Origin of the sequence: Frateuria sp. GZRR33 (assembly GCF_051900425.1) — a bacterium.
Classification (GTDB): domain Bacteria; phylum Pseudomonadota; class Gammaproteobacteria; order Xanthomonadales; family Rhodanobacteraceae; genus Frateuria_A.
In genome coordinates this window covers 117,388-144,387 of the sequence record NZ_JBHZGK010000009.1, presented here as the reverse complement: position 1 = coordinate 144,387, position 27,000 = coordinate 117,388, and the positions used below count along the sequence as shown (strand labels likewise).

Annotated in this window: 17 protein-coding genes and 1 tRNA gene; 11 read left to right on the top strand and 7 right to left on the bottom strand. The window is 67.5% G+C overall.

The features are described from left to right. Nucleotides 1-113: integrase core domain-containing protein (locus tag ACFWZU_RS12845; RefSeq protein WP_439699801.1), on the top strand; the 113-nt coding region annotated here is incomplete at its 5' end. 499 nt (nt 114-612) lie between these two features. On the opposite strand, the gene ACFWZU_RS12840 is transcribed toward ACFWZU_RS12845, so the two are convergent. Next, a tRNA-Val gene (locus ACFWZU_RS12840) sits at nt 613-687 on the bottom strand. A 103-nt stretch (nt 688-790) separates the two neighbouring features. Between ACFWZU_RS12840 and ACFWZU_RS12835 the strand changes: the two genes are divergently transcribed. After that, nucleotides 791-1,117, top strand: coding sequence for a lipid-A-disaccharide synthase N-terminal domain-containing protein (locus tag ACFWZU_RS12835; protein ID WP_439701937.1), 327 nt, complete (start codon nt 791-793; stop codon nt 1,115-1,117). Nucleotides 1,118-1,238: 121 nt separating this feature from the next. Here the strand turns inward: ACFWZU_RS12835 and metH are convergent, their stop codons facing one another. The 3 genes from metH to ACFWZU_RS12820 form a co-directional block, all read right to left on the bottom strand. After that, nucleotides 1,239-3,989 carry a methionine synthase gene (gene metH, locus ACFWZU_RS12830; protein WP_439701935.1) on the bottom strand — a complete coding sequence of 917 codons (2,751 nt, stop codon included), beginning with the start codon at nt 3,987-3,989 and terminating at the stop codon, nt 1,239-1,241. A gap of 175 nt (nt 3,990-4,164) precedes the next feature. After that, nucleotides 4,165-5,244 carry a homocysteine S-methyltransferase family protein gene (locus ACFWZU_RS12825; RefSeq protein WP_439701933.1) on the bottom strand — a complete coding sequence of 360 codons (1,080 nt, stop codon included), beginning with the start codon at nt 5,242-5,244 and terminating at the stop codon, nt 4,165-4,167. A gap of 82 nt (nt 5,245-5,326) precedes the next feature. Further along, complete coding sequence (locus ACFWZU_RS12820) at nt 5,327-6,253, bottom strand: ArsR/SmtB family transcription factor (protein WP_439701931.1); 927 nt, start codon at nt 6,251-6,253, stop codon at nt 5,327-5,329. A 199-nt stretch (nt 6,254-6,452) separates the two neighbouring features. On the opposite strand from ACFWZU_RS12820, the gene ACFWZU_RS12815 reads away from it, so the two are divergent. Next, nucleotides 6,453-7,613 carry an acyl-CoA dehydrogenase family protein gene (locus ACFWZU_RS12815; protein WP_439701929.1) on the top strand — a complete coding sequence of 387 codons (1,161 nt, stop codon included), beginning with the start codon at nt 6,453-6,455 and terminating at the stop codon, nt 7,611-7,613. A gap of 586 nt (nt 7,614-8,199) precedes the next feature. Here the strand turns inward: ACFWZU_RS12815 and ACFWZU_RS12810 are convergent. Together ACFWZU_RS12810 and ACFWZU_RS12805 are read right to left on the bottom strand one after the other, a co-directional pair. Further along, nucleotides 8,200-11,379, bottom strand: coding sequence for a multidrug efflux RND transporter permease subunit (locus tag ACFWZU_RS12810; protein ID WP_439701927.1), 3,180 nt, complete (start codon nt 11,377-11,379; stop codon nt 8,200-8,202). A 12-nt stretch (nt 11,380-11,391) separates the two neighbouring features. Next, a complete protein-coding gene (locus ACFWZU_RS12805) occupies nt 11,392-12,609 on the bottom strand; it encodes an efflux RND transporter periplasmic adaptor subunit (protein WP_439701925.1) in 1,218 nt (405 codons plus the stop codon). 444 nt (nt 12,610-13,053) lie between these two features. Between ACFWZU_RS12805 and ACFWZU_RS12800 the strand changes: the two genes are divergently transcribed. The 4 genes from ACFWZU_RS12800 to ACFWZU_RS12785 all read left to right on the top strand — a co-directional run bounded on the left by ACFWZU_RS12800 (nt 13,054) and on the right by ACFWZU_RS12785 (nt 21,179). After that, nucleotides 13,054-17,985, top strand: a complete 4,932-nt coding sequence (locus tag ACFWZU_RS12800) for an NAD-glutamate dehydrogenase (RefSeq protein WP_439701923.1) — start codon at nt 13,054-13,056, stop codon at nt 17,983-17,985. Between the two features lie 200 nt (nt 17,986-18,185). Further along, the gene (locus tag ACFWZU_RS12795) at nt 18,186-18,947 is read left to right on the top strand and encodes an NAD kinase (RefSeq protein ID WP_439701922.1); all 762 of its coding nucleotides are present in this window, start codon (nt 18,186-18,188) and stop codon (nt 18,945-18,947) included. Nucleotides 18,948-19,252: 305 nt separating this feature from the next. Then, nucleotides 19,253-20,191 (top strand): 5'-nucleotidase, encoded by a 939-nt coding sequence (locus ACFWZU_RS12790; protein WP_439701920.1) that lies wholly within the window; start codon nt 19,253-19,255, stop codon nt 20,189-20,191. Between the two features lie 289 nt (nt 20,192-20,480). Beyond that, complete coding sequence (locus tag ACFWZU_RS12785; RefSeq protein WP_439701918.1) at nt 20,481-21,179, top strand: DUF1003 domain-containing protein; 699 nt, start codon at nt 20,481-20,483, stop codon at nt 21,177-21,179. Between the two features lie 13 nt (nt 21,180-21,192). Here ACFWZU_RS12785 and ACFWZU_RS12780 read toward each other — a convergent pair whose 3' ends face one another. Beyond that, nucleotides 21,193-22,071, bottom strand: coding sequence for a DMT family transporter (locus ACFWZU_RS12780; protein ID WP_439701916.1), 879 nt, complete (start codon nt 22,069-22,071; stop codon nt 21,193-21,195). A 114-nt stretch (nt 22,072-22,185) separates the two neighbouring features. Between ACFWZU_RS12780 and ACFWZU_RS12775 the strand changes: the two genes are divergently transcribed. The 4 genes from ACFWZU_RS12775 to ACFWZU_RS12760 all read left to right on the top strand — a co-directional run bounded on the left by ACFWZU_RS12775 (nt 22,186) and on the right by ACFWZU_RS12760 (nt 26,988). Further along, complete coding sequence (locus ACFWZU_RS12775; RefSeq protein ID WP_439701914.1) at nt 22,186-23,355, top strand: acyl-CoA dehydrogenase family protein; 1,170 nt, start codon at nt 22,186-22,188, stop codon at nt 23,353-23,355. 117 nt (nt 23,356-23,472) lie between these two features. Further along, nucleotides 23,473-24,024, top strand: a complete 552-nt coding sequence (locus ACFWZU_RS12770) for a GNAT family N-acetyltransferase (RefSeq protein ID WP_439701912.1) — start codon at nt 23,473-23,475, stop codon at nt 24,022-24,024. Between the two features lie 14 nt (nt 24,025-24,038). Then, nucleotides 24,039-24,623, top strand: coding sequence for a glutathione S-transferase family protein (locus ACFWZU_RS12765; RefSeq protein ID WP_439701941.1), 585 nt, complete (start codon nt 24,039-24,041; stop codon nt 24,621-24,623). 97 nt (nt 24,624-24,720) lie between these two features. Next, nucleotides 24,721-26,988: a thiamine pyrophosphate-dependent enzyme gene (locus ACFWZU_RS12760; protein ID WP_439701910.1), complete on the top strand. Its 2,268-nt coding sequence runs from the start codon at nt 24,721-24,723 to the stop codon at nt 26,986-26,988. The last annotated feature ends 12 nt before the right edge of the window (nt 26,989-27,000 follow it).

Below are 27,000 nucleotides of genomic sequence, written 5' to 3'. Positions count from 1 at the left end.
GGTGGATGCTCGACTACAACGAGCAACGCCCCCACGAATCGCTCGGTGATCTGACACCCGCCGAGTACCGCCAACAAGCCGCCAGTCGTTCTACTTTTGAAGTGTCTGCTTGACGGGGGAGCTTACGAGAGTAGCCCGCAGCTTAAGCAGGCCGTAAGCCGGACCAGCTAATTTTCCCTAGAAAATTCTTACCCGCAATTCAGTATATAGCGTACCCCCATGCCCCCCTGCTCCCCCCACATGGAAGGGAACAATCCGCCGCTGTGAGCGTAGCCTAGTCCTCTCCCCAGCAAGTCCTAGGGGCTAGGGCGTGTGCCTCTCTGAGAGCTTCTATGAGCGTCCTAGGCGTAGGGCGATTAGCTCAGCGGTAGACGCTGGAGCGTAGCGACAGGGGAACGTAGTGACCTACTGCCTCAACTAGGCAGGTCTCACGCAAGGTGAGGCAAGGGCTGAGGGCTAGGTGTTCACACTGGGGGAGTGTGCACGCTTCACACGTTCACATTGAACGGTGTGCACGAGGGGGCTAGAGTGTGCACGTTCCTCGGCTACAGGCAACAAAAAAGGCCCCCTGTTGGGAGCCTCTTTTTCCATTGGAATCAATGGTCTACAGCGTGGTGGGCGATGCAAGGATCGAACTTGCGACACCTGCCGTGTGAAGGCAGTGCTCTACCGCTGAGCTAATCGCCCGAGAGCGCGCAACTATACGGACCCTCGCGGGCGCGGTCAATGGGCACGTCGGCTTCGGGTGGCGTTCGGTAGAATGCCCGCCTTTCAGGCAGGCGCCGACCCCATGGAACTTCTCGCTCCCATCCTGCACGCGCTGCAGCACTTCCAACTGACGCCATGGAAGCTGGTCGGTTTCGCCGGCACCTTCATGTTCACCAGCCGCTGGTTCGTGCAGTTGTATTACACGCGCAAGTACAAGCGGGTGGTGATGCCGCTGTCGTTCTGGTGGCTGTCGGTGGTCGGCAGCGCACTGCTGCTTGCGTACTTCACCGTGGGCAAGAACGACTCGGTCGGAATCCTCTCCAACTTCTTCCCGGTGTTCGTGTCGGTCTACAACCTGGTAGTGCACATGCGCCACCGCCGGAACAGCATCGCCGGCGACCAGGCCTGAGGGCGTTCCGCCGGCGGACACGGGCGCGCCGGGTGCCCGCCGGGTGCCCGCAGTTGCTGATCTAGCCGCGTGTCCCCGGCGCGACCTGCTACGGTCGCGCCCGAGGGGCGCCCGGCAGGCTCTAGTCCGGGTCGTAGTCGAGGTTGGACGCGAGCCAGCGCTCGGCCTCCTCGCGGCTCCAGCCCTTGCGCCGGGCGTAGTCCTCGACCTGCTCGCGGGTCAGGCGGCCGACCACGAAATACTGGCTGCCCGGGTGGGAGAAATACCAGCCCGAGACGGCCGCGGCCGGGTACATCGAAAAGCCCTCGGTGAGCTCGATGCCTGCGTTGGCCCGGGCGTCGAGCAGGCGGAACAGGATGGTCTTCTCGGTGTGGTCGGGGCAGGCGGGATATCCCGGGGCCGGACGGATGCCCCGGTACGTCTCGGCGATCAGGGCGTCGTTGTCCAGCGTTTCGTCAGGTGCGTAGCCCCAGAACTCGCGGCGCACGCGTTCGTGCATGCGTTCGGCGAAGGCTTCGGCGAGGCGGTCGGCGAGGGCCTTGAGGATGATGGACGAGTAGTCGTCGTGCTCGGCGTGGAATCGCTCCAGGTGCGGCTCGATGCCCAGGCCCGCGGTGACCGCGAAACCGCCGATCCAGTCACGCTTGCCGTGCTCCCTTGGCGCGATGAAGTCGGACAGGCAGAGGTTCGGGCGTTCGACCGGCTTGTCGGCCTGCTGGCGCAGGTGGTGGAGCATGACCTTTGCCGCAGCCGCCGCGGCCGTCGTTTCCGGCAAGCCCTGGCCCCTCAGGCCAGCCCCATCCGGGCGGAGAGGGAGCACGTCCAGTTCAATGTCGTCGCCGACGCTGGCAGCGGGCCAGAAGCCGATGACGGCGCGCGCGGTCAGCCACTTGCCGGCGACGATGCGGTCGAGCATCTTCTGCGCGTCGTTGAACAGTTCGGTCGCCTGGGACCCCACGACCTCGTCGGTGAGGATCGCCGGGTAATGGCCGGCCAGTTCCCATGCCTGGAAAAACGGCGTCCAGTCGATGTACTCGCGCAGCTCCGCCAGGTCGTAGTCGTCGAACACGGTAAGGCCCGGGCGGGCCGGCTGCGGCGGGTCGTAGTTCGCCCAGTCGCAGGTGAAGCGCTGCGAGCGGGCCTTTTCCAATGGCACCAGCTGCTTGCCGGGGCCGCGGTGGCGGTGGCGCTCGCGCACCTCGGCGTACTCGGCGCGGATCTTTGCCATGAAGCCGTCGACCAGGTCCTTGCTGACCAGTGACTGCGCCACGCCGACCGCGCGCGAGGCGTCCTTAACCCACACGCACGGTGACTTGTAGTGCGGCTCGATCTTGAGCGCGGTGTGTGCACGCGACGTGGTGGCACCGCCGATCAGCAGCGGCACGCTGAAGCCCTGGCGCTGCATTTCGCGGGCAACGTGGCCCATCTCTTCCAGCGAGGGCGTGATCAGGCCGGACAGGCCGATCATGTCGGCCTTTTCGGCAATCGCGGTGTCCAGGATCTTCTGCGCCGGCACCATCACGCCCAGGTCGATCACGTCGAAGTTGTTGCAGCGCAGGACCACACCGACGATGTTCTTGCCGATGTCGTGCACGTCGCCCTTGACCGTGGCCATCACGATCTTGCCGTTGCTCTTGCCGGTGTCGCCCGTGCGTGCCTTCTCCGCTTCGATGTAGGGCAGCAGGTAGGCCACGGCCTTCTTCATGACGCGGGCGGACTTGACCACCTGCGGCAGGAACATCTTGCCGGCGCCGAACAGGTCGCCGACGACGTTCATGCCGTCCATCAACGGGCCTTCGATGACGTCCAGCGGGCGCGTGCACTGTTGGCGCGCTTCCTCGGTGTCCTCGACCACGTACTGGTCGATGCCGTGGACCAGCGCGTGGGCGAGCCGTTCGCGCACGGGCCTGGCGCGCCAGGCGAGGCTTTCCACCACCACCTCGCCCTTCCTGGCCTTGTAGCGGTCGGCGATCTCCAGCAGCCGTTCGGTGGCGTCGGCGCGGCGGTTGAGCACCACGTCCTCGACCCGCTCGCGCAGCTCGGAATCCAGATCGTCGTAGATCGCCAACGCACCGGCGTTGACGATGCCCATATCCATGCCGGCCTTGATGGCGTGGTACAGGAACACCGAGTGGATCGCCTCCCGCACCACGTTGTTGCCGCGGAAGGAGAACGAGACGTTCGACACGCCGCCGGAAACGTGGCAGGCGGGAAAGCGTCGTTTCAGTTCGCGGGTGGCATCGATGAAATCCACCGCGTAGTTGTTGTGTTCCTCGATGCCGGTGGCGATGGCGAAGATGTTCGGGTCGAAGATGATGTCTTCGGGCGGAAAGTCGAGCTGCCCGGTGAGCAGGGCGTAGGCGCGCGAGCAGATCTCCACCTTGCGCGCGCAGGTATCGGCCTGGCCTTCCTCGTCGAACGCCATCACCACCGCGGCGGCGCCGTACTGGCGCACCTTGCGCGCCTGTTCGAGGAAGGCTTCCTCGCCTTCCTTCATCGAGATCGAGTTGACGATGCCCTTGCCCTGCAGGCAGCGCAGGCCGGCTTCGATCACGCTCCATTTGGACGAATCGACCATCACCGGCACACGCGCGATGTCCGGCTCGGCGGCAATCAGGTTGAGGAAGCGCACCATCGTTGCCTCGGAGTCGATCAGGCCCTCGTCCATGTTGACGTCGATGATCTGCGCGCCGTTGGCGACCTGCTGGCGCGCGACCTCGACCGCCTCCTCGTAGCGGTCTTCCTTGATCAGCTTCTTGAACTGCGCCGAGCCGGTGACGTTGGTGCGCTCGCCGACGTTGACGAAGAGCAGGTCCGGCGTGAGAACCAGCGGTTCGAGGCCGGAGAGGCGGGTGTGGCGGATGGTGGTCATGCGTTTGCTTCTGCTTTTTCTTGTGCCCCCTCTCCCCTTCGGGGAGAGGGCCGGGGTGAGGGGGCGGCGCTTGCGGGAACGGCTAAAAGAGCGGGCATTGGTGCTGGACCATCGCTAGAGTGGCCCCTCACCCCAACCCTCTCCCCGGAGGGGAGAGGGAGCGGGCTCCGGATATTCACGCGGCTTCCCGCGAGGCCATAGGCAACCGCCGCGGCACGCAGCCGCGCACCGCTTCGGCGATCGCCGCGATATGCGCGGGCGTGGTGCCACAGCAGCCGCCCACCAGGTTGAGCAACCCATCGCGAGCGAAGCTCGCCACCACGCTGGCCATCTGTTCGGGCGTTTCGTCGTATTCGGCAAAGGCGTTGGGCAGGCCGGCGTTGGGGTGCGTGCTGACGTAGCAGTCGGCCACGTCGGCCAGGGTCTGCACGTGCGGGCGCAGGTCGGCGGCACCGAGTGCGCAGTTGAGGCCTACCGCCAAGGGGCGGGCGTGGGCGATCGAGTAGTAGAACGCCTCGGCGGTCTGGCCCGAGAGCGTGCGGCCGGAGCGGTCGGTGATTGTGCCGGAGATCATCACCGGGACGCGTGCGCCACGCTCGCGGAACAGCTCCGACAGCGCGAACAGCGCGGCCTTGGCATTGAGCGTGTCGAAGATGGTTTCCACCATCACGATGTCCGCCCCGCCGTCGATCAGGCCGGCGGCCGATTCGCGGTAGTCGGTGGCCAGTTCCTCGAACGTGACGTTGCGGAAACCCGGGTCGTTGACGTCCGGCGACAGGGAGGCGGTGCGGCTGGTCGGTCCCAGCACGCCGATGGCGAAGCGGGGCTTGCCGGGCGTCCTGGCGGTGTACGCGTCGCAGGCAGCGCGCGCCAGCCGGGCGCCCTCCAGGTTGAGCTCGTACGCCAGGTGCTGGAGGTGATAGTCCGCCTGGCTGATGCGGGTGGAGTTGAAGGTGTTGGTCTCGACCAGGTCGGCGCCTGCTTCGAGGTAGGCCTCGTGCACGCCGCGGATCAGCTCCGGGCGGGTGAGCGAGAGCAGGTCGTTGTTGCCCTTCAGGTCGCAGCCGCCCGGATGGGCATGGTCATGCCGGGTGTCGTGGCCGTTCGCGAAGCGCTCGCCGCGGAAGCCCGACTCGTCCAGCGCATGGCCTTGCAACATGGTGCCCATCGCGCCGTCGAGGATCAGGATGCGCTCGCGCAAGGCCTGTTCGAGCGGGGCGACGCGGTCGGGATGGAGCCAGGGCAGGGTGGTCATGTTTTTCTCGACTGTGCGGGTGCGAGGCGGTTGCCCCCATCCGCCCTTCGGGCAGCTTCCCCCGCGCGGGGGAAGGATCGGTTTACGGTTTGCGGGCCAGCAGGCTGACCACTTCGAAATGCGGCGCCTTGCGCTCGCGGCTCAGGCGCACGCAACTGGAAACGGTCAGGCCGGCGTCGGTGGCGAGGCGCGACAGCTCCTCGCCGGTGAAGCCAAGGTTGCGGTGATCGAACGGCTCGACCGCGGTGCGGTGGGCGTGCCTGCCCAGCGTCACGGCGAGCAACCGGCCGCCGTTGCGCAGCAGGCGGGCGGCTTCGGCCACGGCCTGGGCCGGGCGCTCGGCATAGGTCAGCGCGTGCAACATCAGCACCAGGTCGAAACGGCGCTCGCCGAGATCCAGCGCGTGCATGTCACCTTCGCGCACTTCCACGTTCGGGAAAGCCTGCAGGCGCTGCGCGGCCGCGGCGACCACGCGCTCGCTCGAGTCCACGCAGACGATCGATCGGGCATGCGGTGCCAACAGCTCGGCGGTGATGCCGTCGCCCGAGGCGATGTCCAGCACGTCGCCGGTTTCCAGCAACTGCAGTAGCGAGCGGGCGAGCGTCTCCCAGGTGCGCCCAGGGGAGTAGTGGCGTTCCATGTCACCGGCGACGGTGTCCGCCCAACCTTCGGCGCGGGCGCGACTGGCCAGCACCGATGGCAGGCGCGCGGCGTCCTCGCGGAGCAGGGCGTCGTCGATGCTCTCGCGCAGCGAGTGCAGCACCGCGTGCTGGTGCGAGCCACCTTCGTTGTTGGCCCGGTAATAGGCCGACACGCCGGCACGGCGGTCGCGAACCAGCTCCGCTTCCTTGAGCTTGGCCAGATGCGTGGACACGCGCGGCTGGGCCAGGTGCAGCACCTGCGCCAGCTCGGCCACGGTCAGTTCCTCGCGCTCCAGCAGGGCGAGCAGGCGCACGCGGGTGGGATCGGCCAGCAGGCGCAGGACGCCTGAGGCGGTCGCCAGATCCATTTCCATCCTTTTATCGCGATGCAGAGATGGGTAGGCTAGGCGGCGATCGCATGCCCGTCAAGAGCGCGCGCCGGCGATGCAGTGTCAGCTTCAGCCAGCCGGCCCGTATGACGCACAGAGACCGGTGGGCTGCAGGCCACTACGGGCGTGCATGAGGGTCGGTTAAACTAGCGGGCTTCGCCAAGCCTTGGAGCCGCCCATGGATTTCCGTTTCACCGAAGACCAGCTCTCGATCCAGTCGATCGCCCGCGATTTCGCGCAGAAGCGTATCGCGCCGGTGGCGGCCGAGCTGGACGCCAAGGGCCAGTTCCCGCTGGAGAACATCCAGGAAATGGGCCAGCTTGGCCTGATGGGCATCGAGGTGCCGACCGAGTACGGCGGCGCGGGAATGGACCCGATCGCCTACGTGCTGGCGATGATCGAGATCGCCGCGGCCGACGCCGCCACCTCGACCATCATGTCGGTCAACAACTCGCTGTTCTGCAACGGCATCCTCAAGCACGGCACCGAGGAGCAGAAGCAGACCTACGTGCGTGCCATCGCCTCGGGCGAGGCCATCGGTGCCTATGCGCTGACCGAGCCGCAGTCCGGTTCGGATGCCTCGGCCATGCACACGCGTGCGACCAGGAACGCCGACGGCGACTGGGTGATCAACGGCAAGAAGAGCTGGATCACCTCCGGCCCCGTCGCGCGCTACATCGTGCTGTTCGCGATCACCACGCCGGGCATCGGTGCCAAGGGCGTGTCGGCGTTCATCATCGATACCCAGAAGAAGGGTTTTCTGGCCGGCAAGACCGAGCCGAAGCTGGGCATCCGTGCGTCGGCCACTTGCGAGATCGAGTTCAACGACTACGTATGCCCGAAGGAAAACCTGCTGGGCCAGGAAGGCAAGGGCTTCGCGATCGCGATGGGCGTGCTCGATGCGGGCCGTATCGGCATCGCCTCGCAGGCCGTGGGCATCGCCCGCGCCGCTTATGAAGCCACGCTGCAGTGGTCGCGCGACCGCAAGGCGTTCGGCGCGCCGATCGGCACGTTCCAGATGACCCAGGCCAAGATCGCCGACATGAAGTGCAAGCTGGACGCGGCCACGCTGCTGACGCTGCGTGCGGCGTGGGCCAAGGGCGAGGCGGAGAAGAACGATGGCCGCTTCGGCACCGAGGCGGCGATCGCCAAGCTCACCGCGTCGGAGGCGGCGATGTGGATCAGCCACCAGGCGGTGCAGATCCATGGCGGCATGGGCTATTCGAAGGAGATGCCGCTGGAGCGGTATTTCCGCGATGCCAAAATCACCGAGATCTACGAGGGCACCAGCGAGATCCAGCGTATCGTGATCGCTCGCAACGAGACCGGCCTGCGCTGAGTTTTTGCCACCCTCTCCCTTCCGGGGAGAGGGTTGGGGTGAAGGGGCGGGCTCGCGGGCATGCTTCCCGCATTGGGACGCTTTGGTTGTCGTTCTTGCGTGGTCTCTTCGCGACTTGGCTCGCCTGCGGCGGGCTTCCGATCGCCTGCCAGCGCTCGGGTCACTTTCTTTGCTGGCCCAAAGAAAGTAACCAAAGAAATGGCCCGGCTAAGCCCGGGGTGGCTAAAAAGCTAGGCGCCTGCGCGCTTTGCTTGGTCAGTCGCTTGCTCTTAGAGGAGCTGCCGCCGCTTTACCGCGGGCGCTCGGGAGCTGAGGCAAGAGGGCTTGCGCGTTCGGGTGCGGGAGCTTCGCACTTGGCTCCCTCTCCCCTCCGGGGAGAGGGTTGGGGTGAGGGGCCGAGGCTCGCGGGGTGCCTGTGACGCCAGATGCTTGGTCGCTCTTCGGCGTTTTGCTGCGTCTTGGCGCCTGTGGCGTGCCTCCCAAAGAAAAAGCCCGGGCATCGCCCGGGCTTTTTCTTTCTCAGTCGTGAGGCGGGCCCCCACCCCTTGCCTCAGCCCTCCCCCCTGAGGGGGAGGGGGGCAGGGCATCAGTGTCCGCGGCGCGGATCGGAGTCGAACGTGTGCGGGCCGTGGCCGATGCCGGGCTGCGCGGGACCGTTGCCATCGAGCTTGTCGCCCAGGAGGCGGCGCACCACCACGTAGAACACCGGAATCAGCAACACGCCAAGGAACGTGGCGAACAGCATGCCGCCGATCACGCCGGTGCCGATCGCGTGGCGGGCGTTGGCGCCGGCGCCGCTGGAGATGAACAGTGGGAAGACGCCGAGCACGAACGCGAGCGAGGTCATCAGGATCGGGCGCAGGCGCAGGCGCGAGGCCTCGATCACGCCTTCGCGCAGCGTACGGCCGTGGGCCTGCTGTTCGACCGCGAACTCCACGATCAGGATCGCGTTCTTCGCCGCCAGGCCGATCACCGTGATCAGGCCGACCTTGAAGTAGATGTCGTTGGGCAGCCCGCGCAACAGCGTGAAGACCACCGCACCCAGCAAGCCCAGGGGAAGCACGAGCAGCACGGAGACCGGGATCGACCAGCTCTCGTAGAGCGCGGCCAGCGCCAGAAACACGATCACGATCGACAGCACCATCAGCAGCGTGGCGGCGTTGCCGGAGAGGATTTCCTGGTAGGACTGGCCGGTCCAGTCGAAGCCGTAGCCCTGCGGCAGGTCGTGGTTGACGATCTTCTCCATCTCGGCCATCGCCTCACCCGAGGCGTGCCCTGGCGTGGGCGAGCCGACGATCTCGACCGCCGCGTAACCGTTGTAGCGGTTGAGCGAGGGTGAGCCCATCTGCCAGTCGGCGTGCACCACGTTGGACAACGGGATCATCTCCGGCGTGCCCGCGGCGGTGTTTTGCGAGCTGCTCGGGGTGAAGAAGTGCTGCAGCGCGTCCGGGCTCATGCGGTAGGGCGCATCGGCCTGCATGATCACGCGCTTGACCCGGCCACCGTAGGTGAAGTCGTTGACGTACACCGGCGCCAGCATCAGGCCAATGGCGTTGTAGATGTCGCCCACCGACAGCCCCATCGACTGCGCCTGCACGCGGTCGACGTCCAGATGCAGCTGCGGCGCGTCCTCCAGCGCGTTGGGGCGCACGCCGGTCAGCACCGGGTCCTGGCTGGCCTTGCCCAGCAGCGTGTTGCGCGCCTGGGTCAGCGCGTCGCGCCCGAAACCGGCGCGGTCCTGCAGGTACATGTCGAAGCCGCCGAACTGGCCCAGGCCCTGCACCGTAGGGATGTTCACCACGAAGATGCGCGCATCGTGGATCTGGAACAGCGCCCCGTTGGCCCGCTGGATGAACTCTGCGGCGGTCACGTCGCGCTCGGACCAGTCCTTGAGCTTGATGAAGGCCATGCCGGCGTTTTCGCCCGAGCCGATGAAGCTGAAGCCGGCGACCTGCAGCACGGTGTCGACCGCCGGATCCTTCTTCAGGATCTCCAGCATCTCGCCCATCACCTCTTCGGTGCGCTGCTTGGTGGCGCCCGGCGGCAGCTGGATCACCGACATCGCGTAGCCCTGGTCTTCCTCGGGCAGGAAGCTGCCGGGCAGGCGGGTGTAGAGGAAGCCGGCGAGCACCGCGACCAGCACGAACACGAACATCCAGCGCGGCGCGTGCCGCACGGCGCTGCCGACGTGGCCGGTGTAGGTGCGCGTGGTCCAGTCGAAGAACTGGTTGAACTTGCGGAAGACGACGTTCTTCCTCTTGTGGTGCTCAGGTTTTAGGAAGCTCGCGCACAACGCCGGCGTGAACGACAGCGCGAGGAACGCCGAAAACGCCATCGACACGGCGATGGTCAGGGCGAACTGGCGATAGATGATGCCGGTGGCGCCCGGCTGCAGGGCCGAGGGCACGAACACCGCCGTCAGCACCACCGTGATGGCCACCACCGCGCCGGTGATCTGGCCCATCGCCTTGCGCGTGGCGTCCTTCGGCGAGAGGTTTTCCTCGGTCATGATGCGCTCGACGTTCTCGATCACCACGATCGCGTCGTCGACCACGATGCCGATGGCCAGCACCATGCCGAACAGCGTCAGCTGGTTGATGGTGAAGCCCAGCACCAGCATGCCCAGGAAGGTGCCCAGCAGCGCGACCGGGATCACCAGCGTCGGGATGATGGTGGCGCGGATGTTCTGCAGGAACAGCAGCATCACCAGGAAGACGAGGATGATCGCCTCGATCAGCGTGTGAACCACCTCGTCGATGGAGATCTTCACGAAGGTGGTGCTGTCGTACGGGCTGAACCAGGTCACGCCGGGCGGGAAGCTGGGCGCCAGTTCGTCCATCTTGCTGCGCACGGCCGTGGCCACGTTGAGTGCGTTGGCGCCGGGCAGCAACTGGATCGCAAAGGCGCCGATCGGCTTGCCGTCCACCGTGGTGTTGAAGCCGTAGCTGCCGGGGCCGAAGCTGATCCGGGCCACGTCGCCGAGCTTGACGGTGGTGCCGTCAGGGTTGGCGCGCAGGATGATGCCTGCGAACTGCTCCGGACTGGTGAAGCGGCCCTCGGTCGAGACGGTGGCGGTGAAGCCCTGGCCGGGCAGCGCCGGGTCAGCGCCGATCGAGCCGGCGGCGAACTGCACGTTCTGCGCGCGGATCGCATCCAGTACCTGGGTTGCCGAGAGGTCGTAGCCGTGCAGCTTGTCCGGGTTGAGCCAGATGCGCATGGCGTACTCGGAACCGAACTGGTTGGTGCTGCCCACGCCCGGCACGCGGGCGATCTGGTCCAGCACCTGCGTGCCGACGATGTCGCTCAGCCGGTCGCGGTCGATGTTCGGGTTGTCCGACTTGAGCGCCACCACCATCAGGAAGCCGGAGTTGGCCTTGGCCACCACCACGCCCTGCTGGGTCACTTCCGAGGGCAGGCGCGGCGTGGCCAGCGAGACCTTGTTCTGCACCTGCACCTGGGCGATGTCCGGGTCGGTGCCGCTCTCGAAGGTCAGCGTGATGTTGGCGCGGCCGCTGGCGCTGGAAGAGGAGCTGAAGTACAGCAGGTGATCGATGCCGGTCAGCTGCTGCTCGATCACCTGGGTGACCGCCTTCTCGGTGGTCTCGGCGCTGGCGCCCGGGTAAGACGCGCTCACCGTCACCGAGGGCGGCGCGATGTTGGGGTAGGACTCCACGCCCAGGTTGAGGATGGCCAGCACGCCGCCCAGCGAGATCAGGATGGCCACCACCCAGGCGAAGATCGGGCGGTCGATGAAGAAACTCGGCATGAGGTCGCTCCGTTACTTGCCGCGCGCGGTCGCGGCGGCGGCCGGCGCCTTGGCGGCTACCGGCGCCTGGCCGGCCGGGGCCGGCGGCTGCCACGGGGACGGGTTGGCCGGGGCGCCTTCCTTGACGTTCTGCACGCCCGAGACAATCACTTTCTCGCCGGCCTTCAGCCCGCTGGTGACGACCCAGTTGCCACCCTGCATGGAAGCGGTGGTGACGTCATGGCGGGCGACCTTGCCATCGGGGCCGACCACGTAGACGTACGCACCCACGGTGTCGCGCAGCACCGCCGCCTGCGGCACCACGAACACGTTGTGGCGCTGGCCCAGCGAGGCCTCGATCGTGACGTACATGCCCGGCAGCAGGGTGTGCTCGGGATTGGGGATGCGCGCGCGCAGCGACACCGCGCCGGTCGCCGGGTCGACTGAAGTCGAGGAGAAGTCGACCGTGCCGGGCTGCGCATAGGTGCTGCCGTCGGGCAGGGTCACGCGCACGCTGGCGTTCTTGTCGCTCTTGCCGGCGACCGCCAGCGACACGTTGCCCTGGCCCTGCGCCTGGCGCAGCTGCTCGAGCTCGGACACGCTCATGTTGAAGTTCACGTACAGCGGATCGATCTGCTCGACGGTGGTGAGCAACGTGGCCTCACCCTGGCCGACCAGCGCGCCTTCGGTGACCTGCTGCTGGCCGGCGCGGCCATCGATCGGCGAGCGCACGTCGGCGTAACCGAGATTGATCTGCGCCGACTGCACCGAGGCGCGCGCCTGCTGCACGGCGGCCGCCGCACTGCGCTCGGTCGCCAGCGCGTTGTCCAGGTCGGCCTTGGAGACGTAGCCCTTCGGGGCCAGCTCGCGCGCGCGGCTGGCCGTTACCTTGGCATTGGTATAGCTCGCCTGCGCCTGCGCCAGGCTGGCTTGCGCCGCGCCGAGCGTCGCCTTCAGCGGCGCCGGGTCGATCTGGAACAGCAGCTGGCCCTTCTCGACGTCGGTGCCTTCGTCGTAGGTGCGCTTGAGCAGCACGCCGGGCACGCGGGCGCGCACGTCGGCGCGGCGGAAGGCCGACAGGCGGCCGACCAGATCCTTGGTCAGCGGCACGGTCTGCGCCTTGAGGGTGATCACTCCCACTTGCGGCGGCGGCATCTGCTGCTGTCCCTGCGGCTGGTCCTTGCCGCCGCAGGCGGCCAGGGCAAGCATGCCGAGGCACAGGGCCAGGGTGCGCGTTGTCGTGGACTTCATGGGAACTCCATTCTTATGAGGCGTGATCTGGGACGCGGCGGGGAAGCCGGCGAGCATACGGGCGCCGACGTGACCGACCAGTGCCAGTGGTCGTGACACGACGTGCCGGCGGTGGGGCAGGCGCCGGCTCAAACGCGCAACTATACCGGCGAGTTTACATTTTGCCAGCCGCCGCGGCCAAGACTTGCTTATGGCACAGGAGTGTGGACAAAGCCGCGGCTCGCGCAGGGTTCGCGCGGCAGAGATTTCCGTGCGCGACCGCACGGTGGCGCCGTCGATGCGCGAGCGCGCATGTACACCTTGAATCGGCACCGCATGCGCGTGCCCGACAGCCCGCCAGTAGTGGCCTCATCGGTGGAATCGCCCTGACGCGAGGCGTATCCTTTTCGGGCTTTACGCCTCCCCAGCGTGGGCACCACTCGTTTCCACTGACAAGCAGATGCCATGAATGCCATTCGCGCGACCAGCGACAGCACGGTTCCCCCGGCTGTCTTCGAGGAACTGAAGAAAAGCGGCTTTGCGACCGGGCGCCTTGATGAGGCGCAATTTTTTATCGGCGCCTTCTTCGCGCGGATGGCGCACAGCGACGTGGACCTGCATACCCCGGCCGAGTGGGCCGGGCTGATCGGCGGACTGCTGGAATTCGTCCAGCAGCGTGAGCCGGGCCGCGCCAAGGTGCGCGTGTTCAATCCCGAGCGCGGCCATGCCGGGCGCAGCGTGCTCGAGGTCGTCACCGACGACATGCCGTTCCTGGTCGACACGGTAAGCATGGTTGCCTCCGACGATCTGCAGATCCACGGCGTGATCCATCCGGTGGTCAACGCCACGCGCGACGCCAAGGGGCAGCTGCAGAAGCTGGGCGGCGAGGGCGGCAAGCCCGAATCGGTGATGCATTTCGAGGTCGATCGCGTGGCCGACGAGGCGGCGCAGGCCGCGCTCAAGGCGCGCGTGGAAGCAGCGCTCGAGGACGTGCGCGTGGCCGTCGAGGACTGGTCGACCATGCGCGACAAGGCGCTGGCGATCGCCTCCGACCTGCCGCAGCGCAAGCTGCCGCTGGGCGAGAGCGCGGTGGGCGAGGCCTCGGCGTTCCTGCGCTGGCTGGCCGACGACAACTTCACCTTCCTGGGCTATCGCGAATACGAAGTGACCGAGGCCGACGGCGAAGAAGTGCTGCGCGCCATCGACGACTCGGGCCTGGGCATCCTGCGCGGCAGCGAGCGCTCCGTCGCGCCGCGTTCGCTGCGCAGCCTGGTTGCCTCGGAGCTGCCGCAGTCGGGTTCGACCGACGCGATCATCCTCACCAAGACGAACGCCCGCTCGCACGTTCACCGCCCCGGCTACATGGATTACGTGGGCGTGCTCAAGTTCGACGCCAACGGCAAGCCGGTCGCGGAGCAGCGCTTCCTGGGCCTGTTCTCCTCCAATGCCTACATGGCCCGTCCGCAGGACGTGCCGCTGGTGCGCCAGAAGGTCGAAGCCGTGCTGTGCCGCTCGGGCCTCAAGCGCGATTCCTACTCGGGCAAGTCGCTGCGCCACATCCTAGAGACGCTGCCGCGCGACGAGCTGTTCCAGAGCAGCGAGGACGAGCTGTTCGGCATCTCTTTCGGCATCCTGGACCTGCGCCAGCGCGCCCGCACGCGCCTGTTCGTGCGCCGCGACCGCTACGGCCGCTTCTACACCTGCCTGGTCTACGTGCCGCGCGAGCGCTTCAACACCACCGTGCGCGAGCGCATCGAGAACCTGCTGCGCGACGCGTTGCATGGCGAGCACGTCGACTCGGCGGTGCTGATGGGCGAGGCCGCGCTGGCCCGCCTCCACGTGGTGGTGCGCCCGAAGATCGGCGACCGCGCGACCTACGACAGCGCTGCGCTCGAGCAGTCCGTCGCCGCGATCGTGCGCAACTGGCACGACGACGTGCGCGACGCGCTGGTGCAGGCCCGTGGCGACCATGAAGGCGTGGTGCTGGCCAACCGCTACGTAAAGTCGCTGCCGGTCGGCTACGTCGACGAGGTGAGTCCGGAGGTCGCGGCCGAGGACGTCTACGAGCTCTCCCAGCTCGAGGGCGACGATGCCGTGCGCATGTCCTTTTACCACCCGCCGCAGCGACCGGACGAACTGCGCTTCAAGGTCTACCGCTCCGGTAGCGACATTGCGCTTTCCGAAGTGCTGCCGCAGCTCGAGAACCTGGGCCTGCGCGTGCTGACCGAGCATGTCTATGACGTGCGCACCGGCGGCACGCCGCTGTTCATCCAGGACTTCGAGGTGCAGCCGGTCGGCCACCTGACGTTCACCGTGGAGCAGGTCGGCTCGCTGTTCGAAGACGCCTTCGAGCAGATCTGGCGCGGCCATGCCGAAAACGACGGCTTCAACCGGCTGGTGCTGGGCGCCAAGCTCAACTGGCGCCAGGTCGCCATGCTGCGCGGCTACTGCAAGTACCTGCTGCAGACCGGCGTGTCGTTCTCGCAGGCGTACATGGAAGACGCGCTCAACCGCTATCCGGCCATCGCCGGTCTGCTGGTGGAGCTGTTCAACGCCAAGTTCGACCCGCGCCGCGAGAGCCTCTCTGCCGACGAGCTGAAGACCGCCGGCGGTCTGCTCGACGCCGAAATGCGCGTGCTGATCCCGGGCAACGTGCAGGGCGCGCAGCCGGCGCTGGTCGACAACCTCGTCGGCATGCTCTCGCGTCCGCGCGATGAGCAGGTGGCGATCCTGGAAGAGGCCATCGCCACCCTGCTGGAGAACGTCTCCAGCCTCGACGACGACCGCATCCTGCGCAGCTTCCTGGGCGTGATCCGCGCCACGCTGCGCACCAGCTTCTTCCAGCAGTGGGACGGCGCTTACCGTCCGTACATCAGCTTCAAGTTCGATTCGCACAAGGTGCCCGAGCTGCCCAAGCCGGTGCCGTACCGCGAGATCTTCGTCTCGGCCGCGCGCGTGGAAGGCATCCACCTGCGCTTCGGCGCGGTCGCCCGTGGCGGCCTGCGCTGGTCGGACCGCCGCGAGGACTTCCGCACCGAGGTGCTGGGCCTGGTCAAGGCGCAGATGGTCAAGAACACGGTCATTGTGCCGGTCGGTTCCAAGGGTGGCTTCTTCGTCAAGCGCCCGCCGGTCGGCGGCGACCGCGATGCACAGCTGGCAGAGGGCATCGCCTGCTACAAGATGTTCATCAACGGCCTGCTCGACATCACCGACAACCTGGTCGAGGGCAAGGTGGTGCCGCCGCACGAGGTGGTGCGCCACGACCAGGACGATCCGTACCTGGTGGTCGCGGCCGACAAGGGCACCGCGACGTTCTCCGACATCGCCAACGCCATCTCCATCGAGCACAACTTCTGGCTCGGCGACGCGTTCGCCTCCGGTGGCTCCAACGGCTATGACCACAAGGGCATGGGCATTACCGCCAAGGGCGCCTGGGAATCGGTCAAGCGCCACTTCCGCGCGCTCGGCCGTGACTCGCAGAGCCAGGACTTCACCTGCGTGGGCATCGGCGACATGTCCGGCGACGTGTTCGGCAACGGCATGTTGCTGTCGGAGCACATCCGCCTGTTGGCCGCGTTCGACCATCGCCACATCTTCCTCGATCCGAACCCGGATGCGGCGAAGTCGTTTGCCGAGCGCCAGCGCATGTTCAATATCCCGCGCTCGAGCTGGGAGGACTACGACAAGTCGCTGATCTCCGAGGGCGGTGGCGTCTACCCGCGCAGCGCCAAGTCGATCCCGGTGTCGCCGCAGGTGCGTGCCGCGCTCGGCCTGAAGGACGACGTCACCCAGCTGAACCCCAACGAGCTGATGAGCGCGATCCTCAAGGCGCCGGTCGACCTGCTCTGGAACGGCGGCATCGGCACCTACGTGAAGTCCTCGCAGGAGACCAACGCCGACGTCGGTGACCGCGCCAACAACGCGCTGCGCATCAACGGCGCGGAGCTGCGTTGCAAGGTGGTGGGCGAGGGCGGCAACCTGGGCTTCACCCAGAAGGGCCGCATCGAGGCGGCGCAGCACGGCGTGCTGCTCAACACCGACTTCATCGACAACTCCGCCGGCGTGGATACCTCCGACCACGAGGTGAACATCAAGATCCTGCTCAACGACGCCGTTCGCCGCGGCGAGCTGACCGAGGAAGGCCGCAACAAGCAGCTCGCCGCGATGACCGACGAGGTCGCGCAACTGGTGCTGTGGGACAACTACCGCCAGAACCAGGCGATCACCCTGATGGAACACCAGTCGGTCAAGCGGCTGGGTTCGATGGCGCACTTCATCCGCGAGCTGGAGGCCCAGGGCCTGCTCGACCGCCAGGTCGAGAACCTGCCCTCCGACGCGGAGCTGTCCGAGCGCAAGGCGCGTCACCAGGGCCTGACCCGGCCGGAACTTTCGGTGCTGCTGTCCTACGACAAGATCAAGCTGTTCCAGCAGTTGCTCGAGTCGGACGTGCCGGAAGATCCGTACCTGTCCAAGGAGCTGGTGCGCTACTTCCCCGAGCCGCTGCACGAGAAGTACGCGGACAACATGCAGCGCCATCGCCTGAAGCGCGAGATCATCGCCACCGCGGTGACCAACTCGACGATCAACCGCATGGGCGCCACCTTCATGATGCGCATGCAGGAGGACACGGGGCAGGGGCCGGCATCGATCGCCAAGGCGTACACCGCCGCTCGCGAGATCCTCGATGCGCGCGAACTGTGGGCCGAGATCGAGGCGCTCGACGGCAAGGTCGCCGAGGACACCCAGATCGACGCGATCATGCAGATCTGGTCGCAGCTGCGGCACATGACCCGCTGGCTGCTCAACCGCCCCGGCGCCAGCCTGGACATCGCCGCCAACGTCGAGCGCTACCAGGCCGGTGTCACCGCGTTGCGCCAGGGCCTGCCCGACGTACTGACCGCGACCGGCAAGGCCGACTTCGAGCTCAGCTGCGAGAAGTGGGAAGGCCTGGGCGTGCCCAAGGCGCTGGCCGTGCGGCTGGCCCGCATGCCGGTGCTGCGGGCGGTGCTGGACATGTGCGAAGTCGCCCAGCAGAGCGGGCAGCCGATCACTACCGTCGCCCGCGTGTTCTACGAACTGGGCGAAACGCTGGACCTGGAGTGGCTGCGCGGCCAGATCGAGGCGCTGCCGGTGGAAGGCCACTGGCATGCGCAGGCGCGCGGTTCGCTGCTGGACGAGCTCAACCACCAGCATCGCGCACTGGCCCAGCAGGTGTTGGCGCTGGCCGGCGACCGCAAGGACGTCTCGCCGGTGCAGGCGTGGCTGCAGCGCGACGATGCCACGCTCAACTACACCCGCAGCATGCTCGCCGAGATCCTGACCCAGAACGCGGACTACCCGATCGCCTCGGTGGCGGTCCGTCGCCTGGCGCAACTGGCGCAGGTGCCGGTGGGTTGATGGGATGGGCTCCTCCCCCTGCGTGCAGGGGGAGGTGGGGAAGGGGTTAGGCGGCACGGAGCGAAGAGCCCCCTCCCCAACCCCCCCCCTGCAAACAGGGGAGGGAGCGGGTCTTTCGCAGGAGCGCACGTCCCCGTGCCCTCCTACATTCGCCCGCCGCTGCGCTAAGCTCGAAGCATCCCTCGTCACGCCGGATGCCCATGCGCTTCGCCTTCGTCGCCAGCGACACTGCCGTCGCCCAGCAGGCCCGCCGCAAACTGGCCGAACGCTACGGCGACCTGCCGCCGCTGGAGGCCGAGGTGATCATCGCGCTGGGCGGCGACGGCTTCATGCTGCGTACCCTGCATGCGCACCGCGCGCTCGACCTGCCGGTCTACGGCATGAAGCTCGGCCGGGTCGGTTTCCTGATGAACAAGCACCAGATCGACGACCTGCCCGGGCGGATCGAGCGGGCACACGCCGCCGTGCTGTATCCGCTGCAGATGCGCACCACCGACGCCGACGGCAACGAGCAGTTCGCGCTGGCCTTCAACGAGGTCTCGCTGCTGCGCCAGACCAACCAGGCCGCGCACCTGGAGGTCAAGCTCAACGACGAGGTCAAGCTTCCCGCGCTGGTCTGCGACGGCATCATGGTCGCCACACCAGCGGGCTCCACTGCCTACAACCTCTCCGCCCACGGCCCGATCCTGCCGCTGGACGCGAACGTGCTGGCGCTCACCCCGATCAGCCCGTTCCGTCCGCGCCGCTGGCGTGGCGCCATCCTCCCGCACCGCACGCTGGTGACCCTGCGCGTGCTCGAACCGGGCAAGCGCCCGGTCAGCGCGACGGCCGACTTCCTGGAGGTGCGCAACGTGCGCACGGTGAAGATCTGCCAGGCGGACGAGTGCGGGGTGAAGTTGCTGTTCGATCCCGAGCACAACCTGGAGCAACGGATCCTGGACGAGCAGTTCGCCGCGGAGTAGGGCGGTTCCCCGCAAGGCCTCCCCCATCCGCCCTCCGGGCACCTTCCCCCGCAGGCGGAGGAAGGGTCTGGTGGATCTGGCGATCCGGACCTTCCCGCCGTAGATGGGGAGGTGCGGCGGCTCACGGCGCGAGCCTTCCCCGCTTGCGGCGAAGAACCCGCCGGCTCTCTAAATGCGCCGCTTGCGGGGAAGAACCCGCCGGATCTCTCAACGCGAGCCTTCCCCCGCCTGCGGGGGAAGGTGCCGAAGGCGGATGGGGGAGGCCTTGCCGTACACCCACCCACCGCCTTTGCTAGATTGCCCCCATGACCACCCCCGACGCCCACGACCCCGGTGCCCACGACCCCAGCGCCAGCACCGACAACCGCCTGGTCGTTGCCATCTCCTCGCGCGCGCTGTTCGACCTGGGCGACAGCCATGCGCTGTTCGAGCGCGATGGCCTGGACGCCTACCGCCGTTTCCAGATCGAGCACGAGGACCAGCTCCTCAAGCCCGGTGTGGCCTTCCCGCTGGTGCAGAAGCTGCTGGGGCTCAACAAGCTGGCGGGTGACAAGCCCCCGGTGGAGGTCATCCTGCTTTCGCGCAATTCCGGCGACACCGGCCTGCGCATCTTCAACGCGATCCAGCACTACGGCCTGGAAATCAGCCGCGCGGCCTTCACCAGCGGCGCGCCCACCTCGGACTACATCGCGCCGTTCAAGGCGGACCTGTTCCTCTCGGCCAACGCCGAGGATGTCGGCCGCGCACTGGCCGCCGGCGTGGCCGCCGCCACCATCCTGCCCAGCACTGCGCCGCCGCGCGCCAGCGAGCAGCTGCGGATCGCCTTCGACGGCGACGCGGTGATCTTCGGCGACGAGGGCGAGCGCGTCTCCCGCGAGGAGGGCCTGGAGGCGTTCCATCGCCGCGAGACCGAACAGGCGGGCGAGCCGCTCTCGGTCGGCCCGTTTCGCGGCTTCCTCACCGCGCTGCACCGGCTGCAGACGGCGTTCCCCGCGGAGGACTCGCCGATCCGCACCGCCCTGGTCACCGCCCGCTCGGCGCCGGCGCACAAGCGCGTGATCCTCACCCTGCGTCGCTGGGGCGTGCGCATCGACGAGGCGCTGTTTCTGGGCGGCCGCGACAAGGGCCCGTTCCTGGACGCCTTCGGTGCCGACATCTTCTTTGACGACTCGCCGGCCAACGTGGAGTCGGCCCGCAAGCACGTCGCCACCGGCCACGTGCCGCACGGTGTCAGCAATCGCTAGTCGCCTGTGGCCGGCGAGGCCATGGCCTCCTGCATTGCAGAGTGCCTCCATCCAGCCAGGCGATGGCCGAGATTCGCGCGCGGGCTCGTCTGTCGGAATCCCCGCGGCGCCCACCTCATCTGCAGGTTCCACTGGCAGGGATATGAGGTCAGGCCCACCACCGCAGCAGTCGTCGCTGGCCGAACCGGCCCATGACACGCTGAGCTTCCCTGGGCAGGCAAGCCAACGCTGAAGCACCGTGGCTCGGCACCGGTGCTAGGCTCGCGCCGGGAAACCGGAGGATACGGCGGTGGGCAAGCACACGATGGGTACCTGCGCCATCTGCGGCCGGGCGTTTCCGGCGCGCGAACTCGTGCCAGGCGAACTGGTGCGGCCGGAGGTCGGGGAGGAACTCGCCAAGACGACGCCCGGGTGGAGCTCCGACAGGGCCGTGTGCCATGCCGACCTGGCCAAGGCCCGCGCTGCCTACGTGCATGACCTGCTGGAATCGGAGAAGGGCGAGCTCAGCTCGCTCGAAAAGGAAGTGCTGCGCAGCCTGCGCGAACACGAACTGGTTTCCACCGACATCGAGCGCGAATTCGATCGCCAGTGGAGCTTCGGCGAACGCCTGGCCGACCGTATTGCGACCTTCGGCGGAAGCTGGACCTTCCTGGCTTTCTTTGCCCTGTTCCTGCTCGGCTGGATCGGCCTCAACTCGTTCGTGCTCTGGCGTCGTCCGCCGGATCCGTACCCCTACATCTTCCTCAACCTGCTGCTCTCGTGCCTGGCGGCGGTGCAGGCGCCGGTCATCATGATGAGCCAGAACCGGCAGGAGGCGAAGGATCGCTTGCGGTCGCAGCACGACTACAAGATCAACCTCAAGGCCGAGCTGGAAATCAGGCATCTGCACGAGAAGGTCGACCACCTGCTGTCGCACCAGTGGGAACGGCTGGTGCGCATCCAGGAACTGCAGGTGGAGCTGCTCTCGGATCTGGGCCGGGGCAGATAGCGGCGCTCCGGCGTCAGGACACCAGCTTCATCCGCCGCCACCAGCCGGTCACCTGCTCCTCGCGCACCAGCGTGAACAGCCCGGCTCCCAGGATCAGCACGATGCCGACCAGCATCGGCCAGTCCAGCGTGTCGCCGAACAGCCAGTAACCGAAGCCGATCGCCCACAACATCTGGCTGTATTGGGTCGGCGCCACGCGATTGGCGGGGACGAGCTGGGTGGCGAGCATCAGCAGCACGCCCGCCAGCCCGGCAAGCAGGCCGTAGCCGGCCAGCAGCCACCACTGGTGCAGAGCGGGCCAGGTGAACGAGGGCAGCATCAGCAGGCCGCCCGCCACCAGCGGTCCGATTACCCCGGCGCCGTACAGGCTGATGCGCTTCTCGTGAGCACCGGCCATGCGCAGGGCCACCACCGAGACCGCCCCGGCCATGCCGCAGGCGATCGCCGCGAAGTGGCCCACGCCGAGTTGGCGGAAGCCGGGCCGAAGTACCACCAGCACCCCCGCGAAGCCGGCGAAGACCGCCGACCAGCGCCGCCAGCCCACGTGTTCCTTGAGGAACACCACCGACAGCAGCGTGACGAAGATCGGCATCAGGAAGATCAGCGCGAAGGTCTCGGCCATCGGCAGATGGGTGAATGCCACGACCGCCGACACGTTGCAGATGGCACCGGTGACCGCACGAATCCACCACAGCGAAGGGCGGTTGGCCATGAAAACCTCGTGCCAGCGGTCGCCCGGCTTGCGGATGAACGGGATCGCCACCAGACCCATCGCCGCGCCGAAGAACACCGCCTCGAACGCCGGCAGCGTGCCGTGCAGTGATTTGACGAAGGCGTCGCTGATCGCATAGGCCGCGTAGCAGGCAAAGCCGAGTAGTACGCCCTTGAACATGGGTTGTCCGGGTGGGGTGAGGGGCAGCGTGGCAGGTGGGCAGGCGCCCCGGCATGACCTCCCGCCGCCGCGGGCGGTAGAATGCCGGGCTTGTCCCTCCAACGGAACCCAAGCATGGCCGCCCGTCTCGACCCGCTCGACCTGTACGACGTCCGCTCGCTGCTGTCCGACGAGGAGCGCATGGTGCAGGACACCGTCGGCCGCTTCGTCGACGAGAAGGTGCTGCCGATCATCGGCGACTGCTTCGACCAGGGCCGCTTCCCGAAGGAGCTGATCCCCGAGATCGCCAACCTGGGCCTGCTCGGCGCGACCATCCCGGAAAAGTACGGTTGCGCCGGTATGAACGGCGTGAGCTACGGCCTGATCTGCCAGGAGCTGGAGCGCGGCGACTCGGGCCTGCGCAGCTTCGCTTCGGTGCAGAGCTCGCTATGCATGTATCCGATCTACGCCTACGGCACCGAAGAGCAGAAGATGCACTACCTGCCGAAGATGGCGGCGGGCGAGATCATCGGCTGCTTCGGCCTGACCGAACCGCACGGCGGCTCCGATCCGGCCAACATGAAGACCAACGCGAAGAAGGACGGCGGCGACTGGATCATCAACGGCGCCAAGATGTGGATCACCAACGGCAACCTGGCGCACATCGCGATCGTCTGGGCGCAGACCGCGGACGGCATCCAGGGCTTCATCGTGCCGACCGACACCAAGGGTTTCACCGCGCAGGAAGTGCACAAGAAGATGAGCCTGCGCGCCTCGGTCACCAGCGCGCTGTTCTTCGACAACGTGCGCGTGCCCGAAGCCAACCGGCTGCCCAACGTGAAGGGCCTCAAGGGCCCGCTGGGTTGCCTCACGCAGGCACGCTACGGCATCACCTGGGGCCCGATCGGTGCCGCGCAGGCCTGCCTGAAGGAAGTGCTCGACTACACCGCCGAGCGCATCCTGTTCGGCCGCCCGCTGTCGTCCAACCAGGCGATCCAGCTCAAGCTGGCCGACATGGCCCGGCGCATCACCACCGCGCAGCTGCTCTCGCTGCAGCTTGGTCGCCTGAAGGACAAGGGCGTCATGCAGCCAACACAGGTCTCGCTGGCCAAGTGGAACAACTGCCGCATGGCGATCGACATCGCCCGCGAGTGCCGCGACATCCTCGGCGGCGCGGGCATCACGACCGAGCATTCGGCGATTCGCCACGCGCTCAACCTCGAGTCCGTGATCACCTACGAGGGTACCGAGACCGTGCACCAGCTCGTGGTCGGTCGCGAGCTGACCGGTATCAACGCATTCTGATGTGACGTTCTGGCCTGGGTGGCCCTACACCCAGGCCGTCATTGGCGCTCTCGCGCCATGACACCCGGCCAGGCGTCGTGCGGCCCGGGAAAAACGGGTTATCGAGGAGACCAGGCCTTGCACGTTCCGGATATCCGCATCGAAACCGATCGCCTGATCCTGCGCCCGCCGCGCATCGAGGACTTCGATGCCTATGCGGCGAACATGGCCGACCTGGAGGCCGCCCGCTTCATCGGCGGGCAGCAGCCGCGCGCGCTTGCGTGGCGCGGCTTTCTGTCGTCGGCCGGCGCCTGGATGATCCAGGGCTTCTCCATGTTCTCGGTCATCGAGAAGGCCAGCGGCCAATGGGTGGGCCGGCTCGGCCCGTGGCACCCCGAGGGCTGGCCCGGCACCGAAGTCGGCTGGGGCCTGGCCCGTCCGGCGTGGGGCAAGGGCTACGCGGTGGAGGGGGCCTCCGCCGCCATCGACTGGGCGTTCGACAACCTGGGCTGGGACGAGGTCATCCACTCGATCCACCCGGACAACAAGCCCTCGCAGGCGCTCGCGCAGCGGCTGGGTTCCACCTGCCGCGGCCCTGGCAGGCTGCCGGCGCCATACGAGGACTCGCCCACCGAAATCTGGGGCCAGACCCGCGAGCAGTGGCGCGCGCGCCGAAAGGCGCGGGCGTGATCACCATCTACGGCATGCGGGCCTCGGGCAACTGCTACAAGCTGCAGTTGCTGCTCGACCAGCTCGGGCGTGAGTATCGCTGGGTCGATGTGGACAGCGCAGGAGGCGCCACGCGCACTCCCGAATTCCTCGCCCGGAACCCCAACGGCAAGGTGCCGTTGCTGGAGCTGGAAGACGGGCGTCGGCTGGCCGAGTCCGACGCGATCCTCTGCTACCTCGCCGAAGGCACCGCGCTCTGGCCGCAGGACGCCTGGCTGCGCGCGCAGACCCTGCAGTGGCTGTTCTTCGAGCAGTACAGCCACGAGCCGTGCATCGCGGTGGCGCGCTTCATCCGCGGCTGGTTGCCCCCTGAGCATCCGCGCCAGGCCGATGTGCCGGCGCTGATCGAGCGCGGCAAGGGCGTGCTGGCGGTGATGGAGCAGCACCTGGCCGGACGCGAGTGGTTCGTGGACGAGCGCTACGGGCTGGCCGACATCGCGCTGTACGCCTACACCCATTGCGCCCCCGACGGCGGCTTCGACCTGTCGCCGTATCCGAACATCCTGGCCTGGCTGGACCGCGTGCGGTCGCAGCCGGGGCATTCGCCGATGCAGGCCTGAACTGCCGGACGCAGGGTGGGCCTTGGCCCACATCCCGGTTGCCGACGGTGGCTGACGCCCAGCCTACAATCACCCTCTCACTTCCCCCGATACTGCCATGTCCCTGCCATTCCCGATCACCGCCCGCCACAAGGGCTTCAACCGCGCCGAGATCGTCGATCAGAACTTCACCGAGTTCGTGAAGCTGTGGGATGGCGGGGTGCGCCAGGCGCCGCACGACGACCAGCCGGTGCTGCCGGGAAGCGCGCTTGATGCGAGGGGCTTCCGCGAACTGTTCGAATCGCAGTTGATCAGCCGCCATCTCGACCTGATGGCGCGCGTGCTGCGCGTGCAGAACAAGGTCTTCTACACCATCGGCTCGTCGGGCCACGAGGGCAATACCATGGTGGCGCGGCTGACGCGCCATACCGACCCGGCCTTCCTGCACTACCGCTCCGGCGGCTTCATGGCCGAGCGCTTCCGCAAGTTGCCGGGCATGGATCCGGTGATGGATTCGGCTCTCTCCTTTGCGGCCAGCAAGGACGACCCGGCCTCCGGCGGCCGCCACAAGGTCTGGGGCAGCAAGCCGCTCTGGGTGCTGCCGCAGACCTCGACGATCGCCTCGCACCTGCCCAAGGCGCTCGGCACCGCGATTGCCATCGATCACGCGCGGCGCATCGGGCACACCTTGCCGGTACCGGACGACGCGATCGCGATCTGTTCGTTCGGCGACGCGTCGTCCAACCACGCCACGGCGCAGACCGCCTTCAACGCCGCGGGCTGGACCGCGTACCAGAAGCTGCCCGCTCCGGTCCTGTTCGTGTGCGAGGACAACGGCATCGGCATCTCGGTGAAGACGCCGACCGACTGGGTGGCGGCCAATTACCGCTCGCGCTCGAACCTCGATTACTTCTTTGCCGACGGCCTGGACCTGGCCGAGGGTTACGCCCAGGTGCAGCGCGCGGTCGAACACTGCCGCAGCACGCGACGGCCGACCTTCCTGCACCTGAAGACCACCCGCGTGATGGGCCACGCCGGTACCGACTTCGAGATCGAGTGGCGCAGCATCGAGGAGCTCTGCGCGGTGGAGGCGACCGATCCGCTGCTGCGCTCGGCCGCGATCGCGCTGGAGTCCGGCCTGTATTCGAAGGACGAACTGCTGGCGCTGTACGAGGCGACCCGCAAGCGCTGCTTCGCCGCCGCCGAAGAAGCCGACCGCCGACCCAAGCTCGACCGCCTGGACGAGGTGATGGCGCCGCTCGCCCCATTTACGCCCGCCAAGGTGCAGGCCGAGGCCGAGCGCGCCGACTACGCGGACGCCCGCCTGAAGGCTTTCGGCAGCGAGGACAAGCTGCCGGAGAACCAGCCGCCGCGACACCTGGCCATCCAGATTGGCCAGGCGCTGCACGACATCATGGCCAAGTACCCCGAGTCGCTGCTGTTCGGCGAGGACGTGGCGCAGAAGGGTGGCGTCTACACGGTCACCAAGGGCCTGCACAAGGCGTTCAAGAACACGCGCGTGTTCAACACGCTGCTGGACGAGACGGTGATCCTCGGCCTCGCCCAGGGCTACGCCAACATGGGCATGCTGCCGATCCCGGAGATCCAGTACCTGGCGTACTTCCACAACGCCGGCGACCAGATCCGCGGGGAAGCGGCCAGCCTGCAGTTCTTCTCCAACGACCAGTACCGCAACCCGCTGGTGATGCGCGTGGCGTCGCTGGGCTACCAGCGCGGCTTCGGTGGCCACTTCCACAACGACAACTCGATCGCCGCGCTGCGCGATATCCCGGGCCTGGTCGTCGGCTGCCCCAGCCGCGGCGACGACGCGGCGACCATGCTGCGCACGCTGACTGCGCTGGCGAAGGTGGACGGGCGCGTGTGCGCCTTCCTCGAACCGATCGCGCTGTACATGACCAAGGACCTGTACGAGCCGGGCGACGGCCAGTGGCAGTTCGCCTATCCGGCGCCGGGCGAGGCGATGAAGCTCGGCGAGGGCAGGGTCTACGGCGCGGATGCGGACGACCTGGTCGTGTTCACCTTCGGCAACGGCGTGCCGATGGCCCTTCGCGCGGCGCGCATCATCGAAGCGGAGCTGAAGTGGAAGGTGCGCGTGGTCGACCTGCGCTGGCTCGCCCCGCTCAACGACGCCTTCATCGCGGCGCAAGCGAAAGGTGCCAAGCGCATCGTGGTGCTGGACGAAGGCCGCAAGAGTGCCGGCGTGGGGGAGGGTGTGATCACCGCGATCGTGGAGGCCGGTCTCGGCGCCACGCCGCTGGAGCGGGTGGTCGGTGCCGATACCTTCACCCCGCTGGCGGGCGCGGCGTTCCTGGTGCTGCCGGGCGAGGCGGACGTGGTGGCGGCGGCGCGGCGGCTGGCTGGCTGACGTCCTAGCGCG

Excerpts from the sequence above, each read along its gene's own strand:
- ACFWZU_RS12795 (WP_439701922.1), top strand. The coding sequence starts at position 18,186 with ATGCGCTTCGCCTTCGTCGCCAGCGACACTGCCGTCGCCCAGCAGGCC.
- ACFWZU_RS12810 (WP_439701927.1), bottom strand. The coding sequence starts at position 11,379 with ATGCCGAGTTTCTTCATCGACCGCCCGATCTTCGCCTGGGTGGTGGCC.
- ACFWZU_RS12835 (WP_439701937.1), top strand. The coding sequence starts at position 791 with ATGGAACTTCTCGCTCCCATCCTGCACGCGCTGCAGCACTTCCAACTG.
- ACFWZU_RS12775 (WP_439701914.1), top strand. The coding sequence starts at position 22,186 with ATGGCCGCCCGTCTCGACCCGCTCGACCTGTACGACGTCCGCTCGCTG.
- ACFWZU_RS12825 (WP_439701933.1), bottom strand. The coding sequence starts at position 5,244 with ATGACCACCCTGCCCTGGCTCCATCCCGACCGCGTCGCCCCGCTCGAA.
- ACFWZU_RS12805 (WP_439701925.1), bottom strand. The coding sequence starts at position 12,609 with ATGAAGTCCACGACAACGCGCACCCTGGCCCTGTGCCTCGGCATGCTT.
- ACFWZU_RS12820 (WP_439701931.1), bottom strand. The coding sequence starts at position 6,253 with ATGGATCTGGCGACCGCCTCAGGCGTCCTGCGCCTGCTGGCCGATCCC.
- metH (WP_439701935.1), bottom strand. The coding sequence starts at position 3,989 with ATGACCACCATCCGCCACACCCGCCTCTCCGGCCTCGAACCGCTGGTT.
- ACFWZU_RS12815 (WP_439701929.1), top strand. The coding sequence starts at position 6,453 with ATGGATTTCCGTTTCACCGAAGACCAGCTCTCGATCCAGTCGATCGCC.
- ACFWZU_RS12800 (WP_439701923.1), top strand. The coding sequence starts at position 13,054 with ATGAATGCCATTCGCGCGACCAGCGACAGCACGGTTCCCCCGGCTGTC.
- ACFWZU_RS12780 (WP_439701916.1), bottom strand. The coding sequence starts at position 22,071 with ATGTTCAAGGGCGTACTACTCGGCTTTGCCTGCTACGCGGCCTATGCG.
- ACFWZU_RS12765 (WP_439701941.1), top strand. The coding sequence starts at position 24,039 with ATGCGGGCCTCGGGCAACTGCTACAAGCTGCAGTTGCTGCTCGACCAG.
- ACFWZU_RS12760 (WP_439701910.1), top strand. The coding sequence starts at position 24,721 with ATGTCCCTGCCATTCCCGATCACCGCCCGCCACAAGGGCTTCAACCGC.
- ACFWZU_RS12790 (WP_439701920.1), top strand. The coding sequence starts at position 19,253 with ATGACCACCCCCGACGCCCACGACCCCGGTGCCCACGACCCCAGCGCC.